The organism is Desulfobacter sp. UBA2225, from assembly GCF_002348205.1.
Lineage (GTDB): Bacteria > Desulfobacterota > Desulfobacteria > Desulfobacterales > Desulfobacteraceae > Desulfobacter > Desulfobacter postgatei.
Genome location: NZ_DDYV01000125.1, coordinates 17,268 through 36,651, shown reverse-complemented (window position 1 = coordinate 36,651; position 19,384 = coordinate 17,268). Strand labels below are relative to the sequence as shown.

15 protein-coding genes are annotated in these 19,384 nt (G+C 48.9%); 6 read left to right on the top strand and 9 right to left on the bottom strand.

Features of this window, described 5'->3' with window-relative positions:
* The 6 genes from B3D59_RS06800 to B3D59_RS06775 all read right to left on the bottom strand — a co-directional run.
* A partial coding sequence (locus B3D59_RS06800; RefSeq protein WP_286818568.1) for an AMIN domain-containing protein occupies nt 1-1,111 on the bottom strand: 1,111 nt, incomplete at its 3' end.
* Nucleotides 1,108-3,765, bottom strand: a complete 2,658-nt coding sequence (gene mutS / locus B3D59_RS06795; protein ID WP_286818567.1) for a DNA mismatch repair protein MutS — start codon at nt 3,763-3,765, stop codon at nt 1,108-1,110. The genes mutS and B3D59_RS06800, both read right to left, overlap by 4 nt.
* Before the next feature lie 23 nt (nt 3,766-3,788).
* A complete protein-coding gene (locus B3D59_RS06790; RefSeq protein ID WP_286818566.1) occupies nt 3,789-4,193 on the bottom strand; it encodes a hypothetical protein in 405 nt (134 codons plus the stop codon).
* A 165-nt stretch (nt 4,194-4,358) separates the two neighbouring features.
* Nucleotides 4,359-5,012: a metallophosphoesterase family protein gene (locus tag B3D59_RS06785; protein WP_286818564.1), complete on the bottom strand. Its 654-nt coding sequence runs from the start codon at nt 5,010-5,012 to the stop codon at nt 4,359-4,361.
* Nucleotides 5,013-5,060: 48 nt separating this feature from the next.
* Nucleotides 5,061-5,354, bottom strand: coding sequence for an amidohydrolase family protein (locus B3D59_RS06780; RefSeq protein WP_286818563.1), 294 nt, complete (start codon nt 5,352-5,354; stop codon nt 5,061-5,063).
* Complete coding sequence (locus B3D59_RS06775) at nt 5,308-5,946, bottom strand: hypothetical protein (protein ID WP_286818562.1); 639 nt, start codon at nt 5,944-5,946, stop codon at nt 5,308-5,310. The genes B3D59_RS06780 and B3D59_RS06775 overlap by 47 nt, the downstream gene beginning before the upstream one ends.
* A gap of 248 nt (nt 5,947-6,194) precedes the next feature.
* On the opposite strand from B3D59_RS06775, the gene hutH reads away from it, so the two are divergent.
* On the top strand, nt 6,195-7,730 hold the full coding sequence (gene hutH, locus B3D59_RS06770) for a histidine ammonia-lyase (protein WP_286818561.1): 1,536 nt from the start codon (nt 6,195-6,197) through the stop codon (nt 7,728-7,730).
* A 12-nt stretch (nt 7,731-7,742) separates the two neighbouring features.
* Here hutH and purU read toward each other — a convergent pair whose 3' ends face one another.
* On the bottom strand, nt 7,743-8,582 hold the full coding sequence (purU, locus tag B3D59_RS06765) for a formyltetrahydrofolate deformylase (protein ID WP_286818560.1): 840 nt from the start codon (nt 8,580-8,582) through the stop codon (nt 7,743-7,745).
* Nucleotides 8,583-8,672: 90 nt separating this feature from the next.
* Entirely contained in the window at nt 8,673-9,617 is a 945-nt protein-coding gene (locus B3D59_RS06760) for a 2-hydroxyacid dehydrogenase (protein WP_286818558.1), read from the bottom strand.
* Nucleotides 9,618-10,033: 416 nt separating this feature from the next.
* Between B3D59_RS06760 and B3D59_RS06755 the strand changes: the two genes are divergently transcribed.
* The 3 genes from B3D59_RS06755 to B3D59_RS06745 all read left to right on the top strand — a co-directional run bounded on the left by B3D59_RS06755 (nt 10,034) and on the right by B3D59_RS06745 (nt 15,056).
* Nucleotides 10,034-10,288 carry a hypothetical protein gene (locus tag B3D59_RS06755; protein ID WP_286818557.1) on the top strand — a complete coding sequence of 85 codons (255 nt, stop codon included), beginning with the start codon at nt 10,034-10,036 and terminating at the stop codon, nt 10,286-10,288.
* Nucleotides 10,289-10,386: 98 nt separating this feature from the next.
* A complete protein-coding gene (locus tag B3D59_RS06750; RefSeq protein ID WP_286818556.1) occupies nt 10,387-11,235 on the top strand; it encodes a biotin--[acetyl-CoA-carboxylase] ligase in 849 nt (282 codons plus the stop codon).
* Between the two features lie 107 nt (nt 11,236-11,342).
* The gene (locus B3D59_RS06745) at nt 11,343-15,056 is read left to right on the top strand and encodes a pyruvate carboxylase (RefSeq protein ID WP_286818555.1); all 3,714 of its coding nucleotides are present in this window, start codon (nt 11,343-11,345) and stop codon (nt 15,054-15,056) included.
* Nucleotides 15,057-15,173: 117 nt separating this feature from the next.
* On the opposite strand, the gene B3D59_RS06740 is transcribed toward B3D59_RS06745, so the two are convergent.
* A complete protein-coding gene (locus B3D59_RS06740) occupies nt 15,174-16,451 on the bottom strand; it encodes an MFS transporter (protein ID WP_286818554.1) in 1,278 nt (425 codons plus the stop codon).
* A 497-nt stretch (nt 16,452-16,948) separates the two neighbouring features.
* Between B3D59_RS06740 and B3D59_RS06735 the strand changes: the two genes are divergently transcribed.
* Nucleotides 16,949-18,799 carry an indolepyruvate ferredoxin oxidoreductase subunit alpha gene (locus B3D59_RS06735; protein ID WP_286818553.1) on the top strand — a complete coding sequence of 617 codons (1,851 nt, stop codon included), beginning with the start codon at nt 16,949-16,951 and terminating at the stop codon, nt 18,797-18,799.
* Complete coding sequence (locus tag B3D59_RS06730) at nt 18,796-19,374, top strand: 2-oxoacid:acceptor oxidoreductase family protein (RefSeq protein ID WP_286818552.1); 579 nt, start codon at nt 18,796-18,798, stop codon at nt 19,372-19,374. The genes B3D59_RS06735 and B3D59_RS06730 overlap by 4 nt, the downstream gene beginning before the upstream one ends.
* Nucleotides 19,375-19,384 lie beyond the last annotated feature (10 nt).

The window sequence follows — 19,384 nt, the reverse complement described above, 5'->3', positions numbered from 1 at the left end:
GCTTTTCATGCACAAGCTTTTTCATCGGCGCGTTTTTAAGGGCAACCTGGTCCATGGGCACAGTGCCGTTTTTTCCCCACAGGTCAATGACAATGCGGAAAGGGTCTTTTAAAGAAAAAATCTTATAATTATCAAAATTTTTGATATCCACCACCACCCTGACGGTGTCGGAATCAAACTGTGCGGCCCGGGCCTGTTTAAGCAGATCATCGTTAATGGGGGTATGCTCCGGAACGTTCCGGCCAAGTCTTGCCTGTTCGATATTCACATACAATCTCTGGAAGGGGACGTTTAGGGCCGGGTCTTTGTTTAAAAGTTTATGGGTAAATTTTCGGTCTCTGTCTGCATTGATCACGACCCTGCTGTATTCCGGGTTGGACCAGATCCTTAAGTCCGTAACTGTTGTATCCTCTTTGGGCAGCGGCAGATCTGTATCATCCGGTTGGGTGGCACCTGGACCGAAAGAGGACAGATCCTGTGTCTCCTTTCCTATAATATCCGACGGCTGCTGATATTCCCCTGCATCGGCAGCTTCGACCTGGGCCAGTTTCTGCGTGTGATATTCTGCAATGGCCTCGTCATTGCGTGTCAACGCTTTTTGGGATGGTTTTGTTTTTACTTCGCCAATGGTCTCGTCATTGCGGGTCTGTACTTTTTGGGATTGTTTTATTTTTATTTCACTATTGTTTTGTCGGGGCCTTGAGATGTTTGCTGCGGCCAGGGTTTTGGCCCGGGCACTGTAGGCACTTTGGGGATAAAAACTGTTGATGCGGGCGATAAGATCATCGGCCTGTTGGTTCCAGTTGACATTGCCCGATCTTTTGGCCAGTTGGAAATAGAGTTCCGCGGCCTTGTAAAGCCCGGCCGGTGCCCAGGCATTGCCGGGAAAGTCCTGGTGAATGGATTTGTATTTTTCAATACAGGTCAGATAGGCAGACACCTTATTTATATCCACTGCAGACCGGTTCAATTTTTTAAGGCAGGTATCTGCTGCCAGGTACCTCTCTTTGGCGGGATCGGCAAGGGCTGTCCCCATGGTCCCGGTAACCAGGAAAAGGCAGATCAGAACCGGAATTAAGACGGTGAATATGCGGTTAGAACCTGTACTCATGCCTCAACCTTGAGCTTGAGTTCATTTAAAAAGTTCAGGGCATCAAGGGGGGTCATTTGGGAGATATCCAGGTTGTGCAGCATCCGGCGCAGGTCATCGTCCGAGGGACCGAACAGATTCATCTGGCCACTGTTGTTTTGTTTTTTTGCCTCTTTTTTTTTTTTGGCGGGTACCGCCAAAGACGCCGGTGTCATGGTGTGGTGTTCCGCAGATGCCAGAACCGATTTGGCAAGGTCAATAATATCATCTGGGAGCCCTGCCAGGCGGGCCACCTGGATGCCGTAACTGCGGTTGGTGCCTCCTTTGACCAGGCTGCGCAGAAACACAATATTGTCGTTGAACTCCTTGACTGCAATATTGTAATTTTTGATCCGGGGTTTGATCTCCTCAAGTTGGAGCAGCTCATGGTAATGGGTGGCAAAAAGGGTTTTTACTCCTTTACCATTCAGGTCATGCAGGTACTCGGCCACGGCCCAGGCAATGCTCATGCCGTCGTAGGTGGATGTTCCCCTGCCGATTTCGTCAAGGATCACCAGGCTTTTTTCCGTGGCATTATTGACAATATTGGCGGTTTCTTCCATCTCAACCATGAAGGTGCTCTGCCCCGAGGAAAGGTTGTCCAGTGCGCCGACCCGGGTGAATATCCGATCAGTGATGCAGATGGAGGCACTCACTGCCGGCACAAAGGAACCCATCTGGGCCATGAGCACGGTTAAGGCCACCTGGCGAAGCACCGTGGATTTGCCTGCCATGTTTGGACCGGTAATCAGGATCTGCTGGCACTGGGTATCGTCCAGAAAAATGGAATTGGGTACATACCGCTCACCTTGGATAAGCTTTTCCACCACCGGATGCCTGCCGTCCTGGATATCAATATGCCGGTCATCATTGATCTCAGGCTTTACATAGGCATTTTCGACGGCAGCCCTGGCAAGTCCCTGTACCACGTCCACTGCGGCAATAAATTGTGCCATGGTCAGGATATCCTTTGTCCGTTGGGCCACCTTCTCCCGGACCGTACAGAAAATTTCGTATTCCAGCGTGTTTCGGCGTTCCTGGGCATTGAATATGGTATCTTCCACCGCTTTCATCTCCTGGGTGATGAACCGCTCTGCATTGACAAGGGTCTGTTTCCGGATATAGTGATCCGGTACCTGGGCAGACTGGGCCTTTGAGACCTCGATGAAATACCCGAACACCTTATTGTATTTTATTTTAAGCGAGGAGAGCCCTGTGCTTTCCTTTTCCTTTTTTTCCGTTTTTGCAATCCAGGACTTTCCGTCCCTCGTGATAGATAAAAGTTCATCCAGCTCCGGGCTGTAGCCGTCGTTGATCAGGTTGCCTTCGTTGAGCACGTGCACTGCATCTTCCCGGATGGCTTTGCCGATCAATTGGGCCAGTTCTTCCAGGCCCTCAACCAGGGCATGCTTTTCATCTGTGCCGGCACCATTGAGAATCGGGCTTTCAAATATTTCGACCTCCTTGAACAGACGGGGCAGGACAGAAAGTGAATTCTTAAGAGAAATCATGTCCCGGGCATTACCCTGGCCCATGGATATACGGGAGCCTAACCGCTCAAGATCATATACGGGTTTAAGAAGATCGCCAAGTGTCTGGTGGGTGGCTGGTGCGTCAATCAGCTCCTCTATGGCATGAAGACGCTGCTGTATCAGGTCTTTATCCACCAGAGGATATCTGACCCACTGCTTGATCAGCCTGCCGCCCATGGCCGTGACGGTTTTGTCCAGAATTTGGATCAAAGAGCCTTTTGGACTCTGGGTCTGGATATTGGTCAGAAGTTCCAGGTTTTTGCAGGACCTGTCGTCAATGACCATGAAATCATTGAGATTATATGGAATGACTTTATAAATATGACTGGTGTCCGACAACTGGGTGTCCCGGACATAGGAGATGGCGGCCCCTGCGGCGCATATACAGGCCTGCATTCGTTCCATGCCGAATCCTTCAAGGCTGCGGGTGGCAAATTGTTCCGTCAGAAGCTGCCGGGCATTGTCAGGCCGGAACGTATAGTTGTCCAGATATGTGATTTCAACGTGGGAAAAGGTTTTCCTGATGGCGGCCATGGCCGGATCGGATTTGAAGCTCTCCGGCAGCAGCACCTCCTTAGGGGAGAGCTTTAAAGCCTCGTCTAAAAGGGCATAGGGGATGGTGCCCGAGGTGCGTTTTACCTGGCAGGTGGTAAAACTGCCCGTGGAGATGTCTATGCAGGCAAGCCCTGCGTGTTCGGGGGTTTTGGAAATCGCCACCAGAAAGTTGTTTGTTTCCCGGTCCAAAAGGGAATCATTGAGGATCATGCCCGGGGTGATGACCCGGATAATCTCCCGTTTAACAAGCCCCTTGGCCTGGGCCGGGTCCTCCACCTGCTCACACACCGCAACCTTGCAGCCCTTTTCAATGAGTTTGGCAATATAAAGATCGGCTGCCTTGTAAGGCACGCCGCACATGGGAACGGGGTCCGGGTCGTTTTTATTCCGGGATGTCAGCGCGATTTCAAGGATACCGGCTGCCTTGACAGCATCCTCAAGAAACATTTCATAAAAGTCCCCCATCCGGTAAAAAAGTATGGCGTCCTGACAGGTTTCTTTGATGGCCAGATATTGGGCCATCATGGGTGTTTGTTTCTTTTCGACCATGGATGTTCAAAGGGAGGGGAGCTTCAGTCCTTTTTCTTTTCCTCGGTTGCAGCCTGTTCCTTATCTTTACGGGCTTCTTCTTCCAGGTGTTTTTTGATGTAAGGATCATGAATAAATATATCAAGGCGTGTCTGGAGAGAATTGATTTCTCCTTTCATACTTTCAATCCGTTCGTCTCTGGTTCTAACCTGACGGCGCAGGCGAAAGGCTGTGATAAGTCCGCGAATCCCGGTGATTAAAAGACCTAAGACCAGGCAGAGCGCCCAATAGCCCCAGTTGGGAAGGTCCATGACCTTGTAGTTCAGGGATGCTACTTTAAAGTCAATGTAGAGCGGCGTACCTGTCAGAAAGTAACCTTGGTTCTGAATGCCGAAAACGGCCAGAAGCACCAGGAAAATTATGAATAATATAATTTTAAAAATTTTCATTTGTTCTCTCCGTTATAGATTTTGAGTATATCCCTACAAAATTGACGGTGACTATAGATCAAAATTAGTTATTTATCAATTCTTCTTTTGGTTTGCAACGGTTTGAACAGTGAATGTTCAGCTTTTTACAGATAAATTTTACAGCTAGTTTTTTATCTTTTAACTTTATGGCGTTTCCGGTTGTAATAGATTGACCACAGGGGCTTCATTTTTTTCAAGGTCAATAATGGCCCCTGATCCTGGGCCTGCTATGGCGCAGTTAACCACAGTACTTTCATGTAGGAGGCTAAGCCCAAAGTCTTCGTGGATATGGCCGCAAAGCACAAGGCTCGGGGATGCGGCTTGGATAAACCGGGCCAGATTCCAGCTGCCGGCATGGATTTTTTTGTACATACGGTCACACGCCCCCTTTGGCGGTGTATGGACCACCAAAATCGTGTCCGGCTCCATGGGACAGGGCAGGGCGGCAAGCCGTTTTTTTTCATTCAGGCCGACTCTGTTGGCAAAGGGCAAAGACAGAGTCCCTGAAGTCCCAACAAAAGAAAAGCCTTCGATCTGAAGAGGCGTTTCGGTCAACAGCGTGATGTTTGCTGCTTGTTTTACCCGGGGTTCAATGCGCTTTAAGTCCGTATTTCCCCGGACCACCAGTACAGGAACCGGCAGACTGTCAAGTTGGGAAAGGACGGTGGACCAGTTGAAAAAATGAGTCATGTCCCCGGGGACAACTATTAACTCAGGCTCGTAAAGGTCTAAAATTTTGTAAATGGTTTCCATATGTTCGGATTTGCCGTGGATGTCGGCAACTGCATATATGCGCATCAATCCTCCCTAAAGGGGCTGTCAGTGTAAGTAAAAGTAGTACCTGCTTTAGGCGTTATATGCGATTTTGCCTGCAATCACAACCTTGTTTACAAGGCTTATGCCCACCTGGTAGCTCAGGTCTGCCGGTGCATCAATATCCCACACCACAAAGTCGGCATCTTTTCCTGTTTCCAGGCTGCCTTTGCGTTTGTCAAGCCCCAGGGCTTTTGCCCCGTTGATGGTGGCTCCGGCAAGAGCCTGTTCACAGGTCAGTCCGAACAGTATACAGCCCATATTCATCACAGCGGTCATGTCATGCACCGGGCTTGTGCCCGGATTCAGGTCCGTGGCCACAGCCATGGGTATTCCAAGGCGAATAAGATCTTCCACTGTATTCCGGGGGCAGGGCATGGGCCCCGAGAAAAGTGGGGGAAACATGCAACGGAAAGCATTGGTCCAGGCGCTGGGCAACAGCCAGCATTTTCAGTTCATTTTCAAGATCCAGTCCATGTCCGGACTTGATCTCCACACAGGTGGTGCCCCGGCTTAGAAAATGGCTGATGCGCCGGGATGCGATGTTAAACAGCTCGTCTTCAGACGCCCCACGCACAGCTGCAACCGTGGCGGCAATCCCCCCGCCCTGTTTTGCAATATCTTCGTAAGTTGCGCCGGACAGCCGCATCTCAAATTCATTGGACCTGGAACCGGCCCAGATCAGATGGGTATGACAGTCGACAAATCCGGGAAGAATCCACTTGCCTGAACAGTCAATGATCTCATCGGCAATGAGCGAAGATGAGGCCTGAAGTCTGTCAGAGGAACCGATCCACTGGATTTTTCCTTTGGTCACCCCGATGGCGCCGTCTTTGATGATGTTGTAGCGGCCCCGGGCCATGGTGGCAATATCTGCATGAGCAAATAGGATATCCCAGTATCCCTGTGCATTGGTCATAGGTGTCTTTCTCTTATGAATGTTGACATGGCATCTGCAATTCTATACTGCTTGTCTATACAATGTGGTCGTGTCGCGTCAAGCAATTAGTCAACGTCCCCTCCTGATTCTGTGATTCAGGAAGGGGCTCGTTGATAAATATAACAGCCATGGGCTGACCTGACATATCAACTGCCAGGCATAGCCCACAACAAAGCTTGAAAGATCTGAGTAACTTACCCGGACTTTCTTATAAAAGGGAATAAGAAATGACGAATGGTCCTGTTCAGCTCAATGGGCAGAATTTTACCCTTGACCAATTGGTTGAGATTGCCCGTAACGGCAGAGCCGTTGCGGTGTCCGTAAATTCCGAAGCCCGGATTAAAAAGGCACGGAACCTGGTGGAGCATTGGGTAAAAAAGGGCACGTGCATCTATGGTGTGACCACGGGATTCGGGGCGTTGTCCGATGTTACCATCTCATTTGAGGATACAAAAACCTTGCAGCGCAATATTCTTTTATCCCATGCGGCAGGTGTGGGCAACTGCATGGCTGATGATGTGGTCAGGGCCATGATGGCCTTGCGGATCAATGATTTCTGCAGGGGAAATTCCGGGCTGCGTCTTGAAACCATTCAAACCCTTGCCCATCTCCTCAATGCCGGTATTATTCCTGTGGTGCCTGAAAAAGGGTCGGTGGGGGCCAGCGGCGATCTTGTGCCCATGGCCCATCTGTCCCTGGTGCTGATCGGCGAAGGCGAAGCCTTTGTGGCCGGAGTGCGCATGCCCGGGGCACAAGCCCTGGCGGCAAAAAATATTGAACCTCTGGAACTTGATGCAGGGGAAGGGCTTGCCCTGATCAACGGCACCCAGTTCATGCTTGCTTTGGGCTGCCTTGCCCTTCATGATGCATTAAATCTTTGCAAACATGCTGACATTGCCGCTTCCATGAGTCTTGAAACCCTGATGGGCACACGAACCGCCTTTGATCCCAGAATTCATAATGCCCGGCCCCATTTAGGACAGATGAAAGCTGCCTCAGATATGATGAAAATCACCCAGAATTCCGAAATCATATCTTCCCACAGGGACTGTTCAAGGGTCCAGGATGCCTATACCCTGCGGTGTTCCCCCCAGGTCCATGGGGCATCCTGGGATGCGTTCGGTTATGTGGAACGGGTGATCCGGGTGGAGATGAACTCCTCTACAGAAAATCCGCTGATTTTTCCGGAATCCGGCGAGTTCCTTTCCGGGGGGAACTTCCACGGCCAGCCGTTGGCCCTGGCCTGTGATTTTTTAGGCATTGCCATTGCAGAGCTTGCCAATATCTCCGAACGCCGGGTTGAGCGTCTGGTCAATCCCCAGCTCTCAGGCCTGCCTGCCTTTTTGGTTAAGGACACGGGGCTGAATTCGGGGTTCATGATTGCTCAGTATGTGGCGGCCTCCCTGGTCTCTGAGAACAAGATTCTTGCACACCCGGCTTGTGTGGACTCCATTCCCACCTCCGCCAACAAGGAGGATCATGTCTCCATGGGCGCCATTGCGGCGCGCAAATGTCGGGATATCGTGGAAAATACCGAGCAGGTCATTGCCATTGAGCTTTTATGCGGAGCCCAGGCCATTGATATGTTCACCAATCTTAAAGCCGGCAAAGGCACCATGGCTGCATATCAAACCATCCGCAGCAAGGTGACCTGCATGACAAAGGACCGATTTTTGTCAGCAGATATTGCCGCTGTTCGAAAGCTTTTGCACAGCGGCCGGATTGTTAAGGCTGTGGAGAATGCCGTAGGCAGACTCTACTAGATAGTACACCAATTACAAAATAACCGTTCTATTTCCGTGCAGGAATATCCGTCTTTCGGCGTACATTTCAATCGCGCGGGCCAGCACTCTGGCCTCCGTGTCCTGCCCCCGGATTTGCAGCTTTTTCGGGCAATCCCGGTGATCGATACGCATGACGTCTTGTTCTATAATCGGCCCTTCATCAAGATTTCTTGTAACAAAATGCGCGGTCGCTCCGATAAGCTTCACACCTCGCTCATACGCCTGATGGTAGGGCTTTGCGCCTTTGAAGCCCGGCAGGAATGAGTGGTGAATATTGATCACCCGCCCGGCATATCTCTCGCACATATTCTCGGAAAGGATCTGCATATAGCGCGCAAGCACAATGAGCTCTGCACCCGTTTTCTCGATAATCCTGAAATGCTGCTCATCAACGGCGTCTTTATCCCCCCCCTGCGTGGGGACATAATAAAACTTAAGCCCGAAGTACTCGGAAAGCGCACGGTTTACCTCATGATTTGAGACTATGCCAACGATTTCAATGTTAAGGTGCTTTGTCCTCCAGCGATAGACAATATCGTTCAGACAATGGTCATCCTTCGACACCAGAACAAGCGTCTTGACGGGCTCATCCATTTCTCTCATATACCAGTTCATGCCGAATTCCTTGGCCACAGCCTCAAAAATGGCTCTAAACTTTTCCTGCGCCCCTTCAGTTACGGCAGAAAACATAACGCGCATAAAAAACTGGTTGGAATATGGATCGTAAAATTGTGAAGATTCTTCAATATTACAGTTTGAATCACACAAAGTGTTGGCAACCGCCGCAACAATTCCCGGACGGTCATTGCAATTCAGGCAAAGTATGTACAAAAAAAATCTCCTCTTTTTTTTTCAAAAATATTTGGTCGACGTCTTTATAGTAAACACTTCTAACGAGGACAAGAGCAAATATTTTTCAAACTATTTTGAATAAAGCAGCGTCTGATTTTTTTCCAGTCTGCGGATATTTTGTGATACTACCTTCACAATGCCGTTCATTGAAACATCCGTCGAACCCCCGATATGAGGGGTGGACATGACATTATATTTGAATATCCCGTCATTAGGATCAGGGGGTTCTTCCCAGAATACATCCAGACCCGCCCCGGCAATTTTTCCTGTCGCAAGCGAGTTCTCAAGTGCTTCCTTATTTATTACCCCGCCTCTGGAAAGGTTTATGATAAAAGCCCCTTCTTTCATATATGAGATCGCATCGCTATCAATTATGTTCCTGCTTTCTCCTGTCAGAGGCAGGGTCAGGATCACATAATCGGATTCTTTTAACAATCTGCCGATTTCTTCGGGCGCACCGACCCATTCCAGATCCAGTTCCTTTTTTGCGCGTTCAGTGTTATTCCGCTTTATGCCAATTATTCTCATATCAAATGTTTTCAATCTTCGGATCAAAGCCTTTCCGATACCGCCGAGACCGATAATTCCCGCTGTTTTACCCTGCAGGGAAATTCCCTGCGGTTCACCCATTTTCCTGTTTGCCATATTGTTCGCCATCACAGGAACGTTTCTGGACAATCCGATCATCATATATATTCCCAATTCCGCAACCGAGTCAGCATTACCTGAGATCTCTGTGGGAACATTGCAGACCCGTATATTTCTTTTTCCGGCAGCTTCTATATCAACCGCTTCAAGCCCCGAGCCGCATTGCTGTATCAGTTTCAGTCGGTCAGCACTGTCCAGTATCTTTTCAGTCACAGGGGACATTGTCGGAATTAAGACATCAATACCCTTCAGGCTGTCGATCTGAAATTTGCCGGTTGCCTCAAAGCAGTGATGGGGTAACTCTGAGCGGATTATATCGAAAAAACCTCCCCACGAATTTTCATATGCGGCAAAAAGAATATTCATATTTCTGATCAATCCTTTTTTTTAAATGTCAGTAAAACCACCTAACGTTATGGGTCAGGGGTGCATGGCGCAGCGCGTAACGCATTCCTTGCCCTTTTTTATGTGCGTCGGGCGGGGCACATGTTCTTAAAAATGGGTCAAATGTAATGGATTTCCAAACAGGTGGCAAGTCTTGGAACATTGTCGAGTTGGTCATTTGTTACTAAAAGTTTGTGCCTTTACGTCTCCCTCATAGAAAAGCGCAGTAAGGGGCAAATAAAATGTTTCTTCCTGCTTAATTCTTTTCTTGATCTCATATGCTGGTAAGGTTAATCTCCAACAAATTGAATTTAAAAGGGCATATTTATATCTATTTAAGATTCAAAATATTGATGTCACCAATCGGTATCCTGCTAATGATAATACAGGAGCTCTCAATGACTGAAAGCAAAAACATAAAAAATAGAATTGTCAGGATAAAATTAACGGATGGAACCCAGATCAACGGCCGTATCAACATTTCTGGATATAATCGTCTTAGCGATCTGATTATGGACCGATCTAATGACTTTCTGGTGATCACTGAAGCGATCTTATACAAAACGGATATGGAGAATACTGTCAAGCATGAGACAATATTTCTAGGGAAGCGGTATATTGTTTGGGCTGCACCAGAGAGTGGGCAGAGATAAAAAAGCTTCTTTCAGATTTTAGCGCAGTTTCTGCTTATATGACGCTTCCTGTCTTGATGATGCCTCCTGAGCAAATTGCAAAGCGGCATCGATTGTGGATGAAAGAGATCGCAGTGTTTGGTCCATGGGAACAGATAGACCGGCAGGACTTTTCTCCTGCAGTCCGACATTCCGTCTGGTATCCGTCCGCTGACTCAACGAGACGCGCGCCGAGGGTTCTGATCTGGGATCAGTACAGTTCCAGCATGGATCTGGCCTGGGCGCTTTTGAACCGCCGGGAAATCCATACCTGGGATTCGGTCATCGTCACCGAGCAGACAGCCGGCAGAGGACAGTTCAGGCGAAACTGGGTTTCCCCCGTTGGAAATCTTTATGCATCCTGGGTGTGGCCCGAATTGTCCGGCAGTAATATTTCCAATGCGTATCAGGAAAATTTATTGCCCCTTGTCGCCGCTTATATTGTTGCCCGCGGTCTTGAATTGCTGGGTATAGATGTCCAGATAAAATGGCCGAACGATCTTCTATATAAAAATCGGAAAATCGGTGGTATTCTAATTGAACAGCGCGACAGGAAGATTATTGTGGGCATCGGTATCAATATGGCTTCGGTCCCGTCTCTGCAGACAGCCGGCACCAAGATATTCATGCCGGCGACCGGTCTGTCTGCAGAAGGGTTTGATCTCTCTCCTCTGAAGGTCTGGTCTCATCTGGTGGAATCAGGCCTCCATTGTTTCCGGATGTTGATCAACCAGATCCATGCATCCGAATTTATACTCCTCATTAATAGCCGTCTGGCATGGCGCGGCAAGCACGTCCATATTTTGAAAAATGAAGAGGAGATTTGCTCGGCAATCATTATCGGTGTTGCTGAAAATGGCGGACTGCTGATAAAAAGAAATACCCAAACGGAGGTCATTCAATCCGGAAGAATTTTAACGGTTGAATAACTTTATGCAGAATTGATCTTTCGTCACGGGGTTTAATGAATTATATTTTTGGGGATATGCAACTCTTAACCAAAACACATCCATATGTTAGGAAAAGTTAAAAAATTATGAAAGTAAAAACTCTTGAACAGGTTCTGGCTGAAAATAAGGGCAAACCCATCCTCGTAGCAAACCGGGGTATTCCTGCCCGTCGACTCTGCCGTTCAATTTCTGAGATGGAAGCCATCTCAATCATGACTGCAACCGATATCGATAAAACATCCCCCTCTACCCGCAGTGCTCAGGAACTGATGCTGTTAGGAGAATATCCTACCTCTTATCTTGATATTGATCTTATTATTGAAAAAGCCAAAAAACGCGGAGTTATTGCCATTCACCCCGGTTGGGGGTTTGCTGCGGAGGATGACGCTTTTCCCCTGAAATGTGAAAAAGCCGGTATTCATTTTATCGGCCCACCCCATGATGCCATGCGGCTTCTGGGCAACAAAGTTGCCGTCCGTAAACTGGCCATTGAACTGGATGTTCCGGTCGTTCCGGGTACGGAAGGTGCCGTTACGCTGGAAGAGGCACGTCTCTTTGCCCAAAAAATCGGTTATCCGGTCATGCTGAAAGCTGAAGGCGGTGGTGGTGGCCGGGGAATCTACGAAGTATATTCCGAAAAAGAACTTGAATCCGCTTTTATCAAGGCCTCGGCATTTGCCCAGGCGTCTTTCGGCAATCCCAAACTGTTCATGGAAAGACTGCTGATCAACGTGCGTCATATTGAAATTCAAGTTGCCGCCGATCAGCACGGCAATGTTTTTGCTTTTGATGAAAGGGACTGCACGATCCAGAGAAATCATCAGAAACTGGTCGAAATTACCCCTTCCCCCTGGCCGGGCATGACCGATGAACTTCGCTGCAAACTCAAAGAGTATGCGGTCAAGCTGGTCAAGCATGTGAATTATTATTCTCTGGCAACGGTGGAATTCCTGGTGGATATGGATGGAACACCCTATCTCATTGAGGTCAACACCCGGCTTCAGGTTGAACACGGGATTACGGAATGCCGTTACGGTGTGGATCTTGTGGCTGAACAGATCGCGATTGCCTTTGGTTCGACGCTCAGTTTCAACGAAGAGGATACCAAACCGTACCAGCATGCCATGCAGGTCAGAATCAACTGTGAAGATCCCCAGAACAATTTTTCACCCAATGCGGGTCTGATAACGCGGCACGCACCACCCGGCGGTACGGGTGTCCGGGTGAATACCTGTATCAGTTCAGGATACGAATTTCCATCCCAGTATGACTCGGCCGCGACCCTGCTGATCTCTTTCGGCCGCAGCTGGAACAAATGCGTCAAGGTAATGCGGCGCGCTCTGCGTGAGTATCATATCGGCGGCGTGAAGACGACCATCCCGTTTCATCTTCAGGTTCTCGAACACCCGGGTTTCAATTCAGGCGTTTATGATACCAAATTCATCGAAAAAACACCGGAACTGATGAAATATGTTTATCAGGCACCCGAGACCCTAAGACTTTCACGTCTGGTGGCTGAACTTTCGGCCAAGGGATATAATGAGTTTGTCCAGCTAGACGAATATCGTGGACGGGATGACAAACGGGTCGGACCTTTCAAACCGGTCCCACCTCCTGAAGTGAACAACAATTTTGTCTACCCGTATCCCCGCGGAGACCGCCAGGCTATTCTGGATTTTGTTCGGGACAGCGGTTATATTCATTTTACGGATACAACGACCCGTGATGTGACCCAGTCCAACAGTGGAAATCGCTTCCGTCTGGCCGAGGACAGACTGGTCGGGCCGTATCTGGATAGATGCGGTTTCTTCTCTTTGGAAAACGGCGGCGGTGCCCATTTCCATGTCGCCATGCTGGCCAACATGACCTACCCGTTTACCGAAGCCGCAGAGTGGAATCAATTTGCTCCGCAGACGCTCAAGCAGATTCTGATCCGCTCAACCAATGTACTGGGATACAAACCGCAGCCTCGTAATCTCATGCGTAAGACCGGTGAAATGATCTGCGAGCATTATGATGTGATTCGTTGCTTTGATTTTTTAAATCACATTGAAAATATGCGTCCCTTTGCTGAAGTGGCCATGTCTTCCCAAACCAATATCTTTGAGCCGGCCATTTCTCTTTCCTTTGCACAGGGCTTCGACGTAAAGCATTATCTGTCGGTGACCGATGAAATCGTGTCGATGATCGTGGGCGTTTCCGGCCTGACAACGAATAAAGCGCTCCGTACAATTATACTGTGCCTCAAGGACATGGCCGGTGTCTGCCCCCCCAGATTCATCCGTGAGCTGGTGGCCGCGATTCGCAAAAAATATCCTGAACTTATCATTCATTATCATCGTCATTATACCGACGGATTGTTTGTTCCGGCCGTGGGTGCGGCGGCCCAAGCCGGCGCCAACATCGTGGACACCGGAATCGGTGCATCCGTCCGCTGGTATGGCCAGGGTGAAGTGCTTTCGACAGCAGCCTACATTGAAGATGAACTCGGCCTGAAAACCAACCTGAACAAAGACATGATCCGTTCCTGCGGCTTCATGCTCAAACAGATCATGCCCTACTACGACCGCTACTGTTCACCCTATTTCAAAGGCATCGATTATGATGTCGTCGAACACGGCATGCCGGGCGGCGCGACCTCTTCTTCCCAGGAAGGCGCCATGAAACAGGGATATATCCATCTTCTGCCGCATATGCTGGAATTCCTGAAAGGAACACGTAAGATCACCCGTTATCATGATGTGACGCCGGGCTCTCAGATTACATGGAATACGGCATTCCTGGCAGTTACCGGAGCTTATCAGCGCGGCGGTGAAGAAGCGGTTCAGCGTTTGATAGATACCCTCAAAGCCGTCAATACCATCCCTGAAAAGGATCTGTCCAGGGAGAACAAGGCGGCACGCCTGGAACTGTACCGCGACAGCAATGACGCTTTCCGGGCTCTGCTCCGGGGCAATTTCGGTAAATTGCCGCTCGGTTTCCCGCCGGATTGGGTTTATGAAAGTGCATTCGGCGAGAATTATCAGGAGGCCATTGCCGGCCGGACAGAGGAATCACCGCTGAATACGCTTGAAGATATTGATCTTGATGTGGAACGTGACAAGCTCAGGGATCTGATCCACCGGGAACCCACGGATGAAGAATTTGTTCTGTATCTGAATCATCCCGGTGATGCACTGAAAACCTTCGAGTTTACGGCAAAATTCAGCGACCCGAACAATCTTCCGGTGGATGTCTGGTTTGAAGGGATGAAAGTCGGTGCTGAAATGGAATTTACGGACAGCAGCGGCAAACCCCATCAGATGACCATTCTGGATATTTCCCCTCCGAAAGAGACCGGACACTGTGTGGTCCGTTATCTTTTGGATTCGGAGGTTTTTATCTATAAGGTTAAAGTCAGTGACGCCATCGGCAGGGGAACCGAACCCATTGAAATGGCTGATGTCCGCAATATCTATCATATTGCGGCGCCGAGTAACGGAGATCTGTGGGTCATGTATGTCAATGACGGGGACTTTATCCAGAAAGGCCAAGAAATTTTCAATATTTCGATCATGAAACAGGAGAAAGCCGTTCTATCTCCGATTGACGGTATTGTAAAACGGGTTCTGAAGAGAGCCAATTACCAGGAAACCAAAAAGATGGTCCCGGTTGTCAACGGTGAACTGCTTGTGGAACTTTCACCCGCATCGGATACCTGCCCGAACTGCATAAGCCCCATCAATGTCGGGCAGCAGAAATTCTGTCCGATATGCGGACACAAAATCGGTGCCTGTATCGAAAAGGATATACAGGCTTAGCCGCATATATTTATGCATATCGTTTAATTTTTATAGCGGAAACTTAACCCGGGCCTTTCAATCTGCCCTATTTTCAAAGCGATTGAGAGACCCGTTTTTTTAGTCTGGCAAGCCTATTTAAACAGGCTTGCTCACGGGAGGTTTTGCGACCAAGCACAAAAAGCCGGCTATGATGAGAAGAAAAGTGAAGGCTGAAAAGGGAATCCGGTAGTTATGGGAAAGGTCAAAACAGATCGCCGCTGAGACAGGCCCGGCCGCGTTTGCAGCCATCTGGAACGGGCCGGCAATCCCCAGTACGGTGCCGGAAGATCTTCTGCCGTAAAATTCAGTCCAAAGCAGAAATATTAATGGCAGAACGCCGCCTCGAATCGTTCCGTACACAACGGCAAAGATAAACATCCACACAGGTTCTTTGACCGCCCAGAAAACCAGATAGAAGATGATTCCGATAGTAATCAGAACCCATCCCATGAGTATTTTAACAGAGATCCTCTCTGCCAGAAAACCGAACAACACCCCGCCGAATGCGGCACAAATCGATAAAACAGTGATGACCAAAACCCCCGTGCTCGGGGGTAATCCCTGGTCCGTCATAAATGGAAACAGGTGAAAATTAGCCCCGGCCCCGACCAGATAAATCACACACATGACAAACACCAGTTGCCAGAATGCGGTGGTGCGAAACGCGGTTTTCCGGGTCCACAAGGGTTCATCTTCCAGATTAAAGCGAGACGGCTGCTTTTTTTTATCCGCTCTTTCTGCGTCGTTCTCCAAATTTTTTTCCGGTGCTCTCCCGTCCGGCAGCAACCCAACGTCTTCCGGTCTTCGTTTCAGAAAAATCAGACTTGGCAGAGCCGAAAATGCAAAGACAATAATTCCCAATACCGCCCAAGCCGTTCTCCAACCATAGGAAATAATGATATGCTGTACCAGCAACGGGAGAAAAGCGATGCCAATGCGGCTGCCCAGCTGAGAAATCCCCATCGCTCTTCCCCGTTTTTCAATAAACCAGTTGGAGACACTCACCGTGACCACCAGCGATAGTAGGCTGGAAGCAATCATCCGACCGGTTCCGAAAAACAGGTACAGTTGCCAGACTGAAGAGAGCTGTGAAAGTGCAATCAAGCCCGCACTTAAAATGGTAATTCCCCAGAATGCCGCTTTTCGCGGGCCATGGCGATCCAGGTAGGGACCCACCAGCGGGGAGAGAATCCCGCCGGCCAGGGAACCCACAGCGATGGAACCGGTGATGATGGAACGGTTCCATCCGAACTCCTCGGCCATCGGTTTAAGGAAAATGGCCAGCACATTCTGAAACACACCGGCCTGGGTAAGGCCGATCAAAAAAGTCACGGTAACAATGGTCCAGCCGTAAAAAATCTTTTTTTGCTGCATCAACCCGTGCTCCTACAATGCTTGTTTTACCGGTCAATAATTTTTCCGGTGATGGGTGGACAAAAACACCTGGGTGGTGGCGGAAAGGCCTGCCATGACCGTTTTTTTGGGCAAGGTATAACAGAGAATAAAGAGATTATCAATAGCCTGAAATATCGCCCGGCCGGGGTTTCTCGGAAGATGAGTAAGGCTTGGGGTCGTGAAGTTGGCGGTATTTTCTAATCAATGACAGGGTGCCGGCCAGTTTATCCAACATAGTTTGACATGATATGGCGCAAATATTCAATGATTTTTCATACGATTACCCTGCAGGAGCAACAGCGTATTGCTGGTTAAGCGTATCCATGATATGGTTAGACTGAACCTGAAATGCGCAAGCCGGATGACAGCTGATTGTATTTGTTTAAATTTATTATCAATTGAATTTAAACGTTTCTAAAAACGGGGTTGCGGCTTTTAGGTTAAACTTCAATCTTTTTTCCTACAGGAAGTGCGATATGAAAAAATTAGGTGACATCCTGATGGGCAATGAGCCGTTTGAAGAAATTCTTATGGGCAATGAAGCGATCGTCAGAGCGATGGTGGAAACCGGAACAAAAGTGGTGACCTCCTATCCGGGATCGCCGACCCCTGAGATCGCAGCGGCCATCAACAGTATCCCTGAAGAAAAACGGCCATTTTACTTTGAGTTTTCCGTCAATGAAAAGGTGGCTAGTGAAGTGGCCTTCGGAGCGGCAGTTAACGGCAATTTAAGTTGCGTTTTTTTTAAAAGCGTGGGCTTGAATGTCGCATTGGACACCGTTGTTCAGTTCAGTTTGATGAATATTATTGGCGGTTTAGTGATTGTGGTGGGCGATGATCCCGGTGCGAATTCATCCCAAAATGAACAGGACAACCGGAATGTTTATCATATGGCGCGGCTGACTGTGTTTGAGCCGGCATCGCCAAAAGAGGCCTATTTATATTATAAATATGCGGCCGAGTTTGTAAAAAAAGAACATACCGCAGCTGTACTGCGACTGACCACCCATGTATGTCATGCCAGGGAAAAAGTCGGGTTCGATAAATTCAACCCGCCGCCTTTGTTCCGTAATGATTTCAATCCGGACAACGGTCCGTATATTCCCCTGACATCCGCGGCACTGGAGATGAAAGCCGCGGCGATCCATAAATTAAAGCAGGCTCGACGTTTTGCGAGAACCAAAAACCTGAATACCATTTTATCTTCCGATAGAAACCAGGGCCTGGGAGTCATCACATCCGGCTTGACCTACCTGTCTGTTCTGGATGTCCTTGAAACAACCCAAGTGCGCCCGGACATCTTAAAACTGGGCATGATCAATCCCCTGGACGAAGAGATTCTTATTGATTTTCTGTCATCACACAAGCAGGTGCTGGTGCTTGAAGAACTGGACAATATACTGGAGCTTCAGATTAAATCCCTGGCATTTGACAAGGGGATAAATACTTCCATCATCGGTAAAGTTGATGATGACGATTTTATTGGTGAATATACCCCGGATAAAACCTTGAAAAAGCTGGGGACGGTCTGGCCGGAGTTGGTTTTAGATCCGATATATGAAGATGCTGAGGTGTTTGACGTGCCGGCAAGGCCGGCGCAAATGTGTCCGGGTTGCGGCCACCGGAGTGCTTTTTTTGCCATTAAGAAAGCGTTGTCTGCATCAGATATTACGGTAGCGGATATCGGGTGTCACACGCTGGGGTTTATGCCGCCGTACAATATCGGCGAAATTTTAATGTGTATGGGGGCTTCCACTGGTATTGCATCCGGGCTGGCCCTGGAAAACAGCAAACGGGTGGTGGCATTTCTGGGAGATTCAACTTTTTTCCACGCAGGCCTTCCCGGAATTATCAATGCCGTGTTCAACCGGCATGATGTTACGCTGATTGTGATGGAAAACGGTACGACTGCCATGACAGGACACCAGGATCACGCCGGAAAATCAATTTCGATTGAGTCCCTTTTAAACGGGCTCGGTATCGAACAGGTCCTGTCGTGTGATACATATAACCAGGAAAGACTCACGGAGCTGGTCAGGCAATCCATGGCACACAAAGGCCTGAGTGTTGTCATTGCCCGTCATCCATGCATGTTGAAATTGACCCGGGCCCAGAGGAAGAAACCAGGGTATGTCCAGAAGCACATTTCCATTGATCAGGCGGCCTGTACCCGAACCCATGATTGTGTCGGGCAGTTCGGTTGCCCCACCTTTATACGGAATAAAGACGGCCGTATAGACATTAATCTTGATTTGTGTATCGGGGATGGGTCCTGCCGTCCGTCCTGTCCTGAACAGGCGGTCGGATTTGACAAGGAGGAGAAATGAAAACCTTTAACATCTATATGACCGGGGTTGGTGGCCAGGGAATCGGATTGCTCAGTCAGACGTTGCTGCGCGCGATTGATTATGCCGGTGTTAAAGCCATTGCAGTGGATACCCACGGGCTTGCACAGAGAGGCGGGGTGGTGGTCTCGCGGATCCGGTGCGGTGAAGCGGTTCACTCTCCTTTGATGATGAAGAAGAGTGCGGACCTGGTTCTGGGAATGGAGATTCATGAAGCCATGCGGGGACTGGTAACCGCCGGCAAAGAGGGGGGGACGCTTGTATTTCTGGATGTCTCCTGGCAGCCGCTGCCGGTGCGACTCGGTCAGAATGAAGAGATTACCTTTGAAGATATTCTTGATGCATGTCAAACCACCGGCGTCATACCGATAAAAGTCGATATTGGTCACCTGAAGGATTCACGGATGCAGAATATGGCTCTTTTGGGTGCCATTGCCGGAAGAAAACTGATCCCTTATACCGAACCCCATCATTTTTTCAATGCATTGGATGACCTTCTGGCAGGCAGGGTGCTGGAGGAAAATAAACGTCTGTTTAAGGAATATATGTCACGCTAAAATAACACAA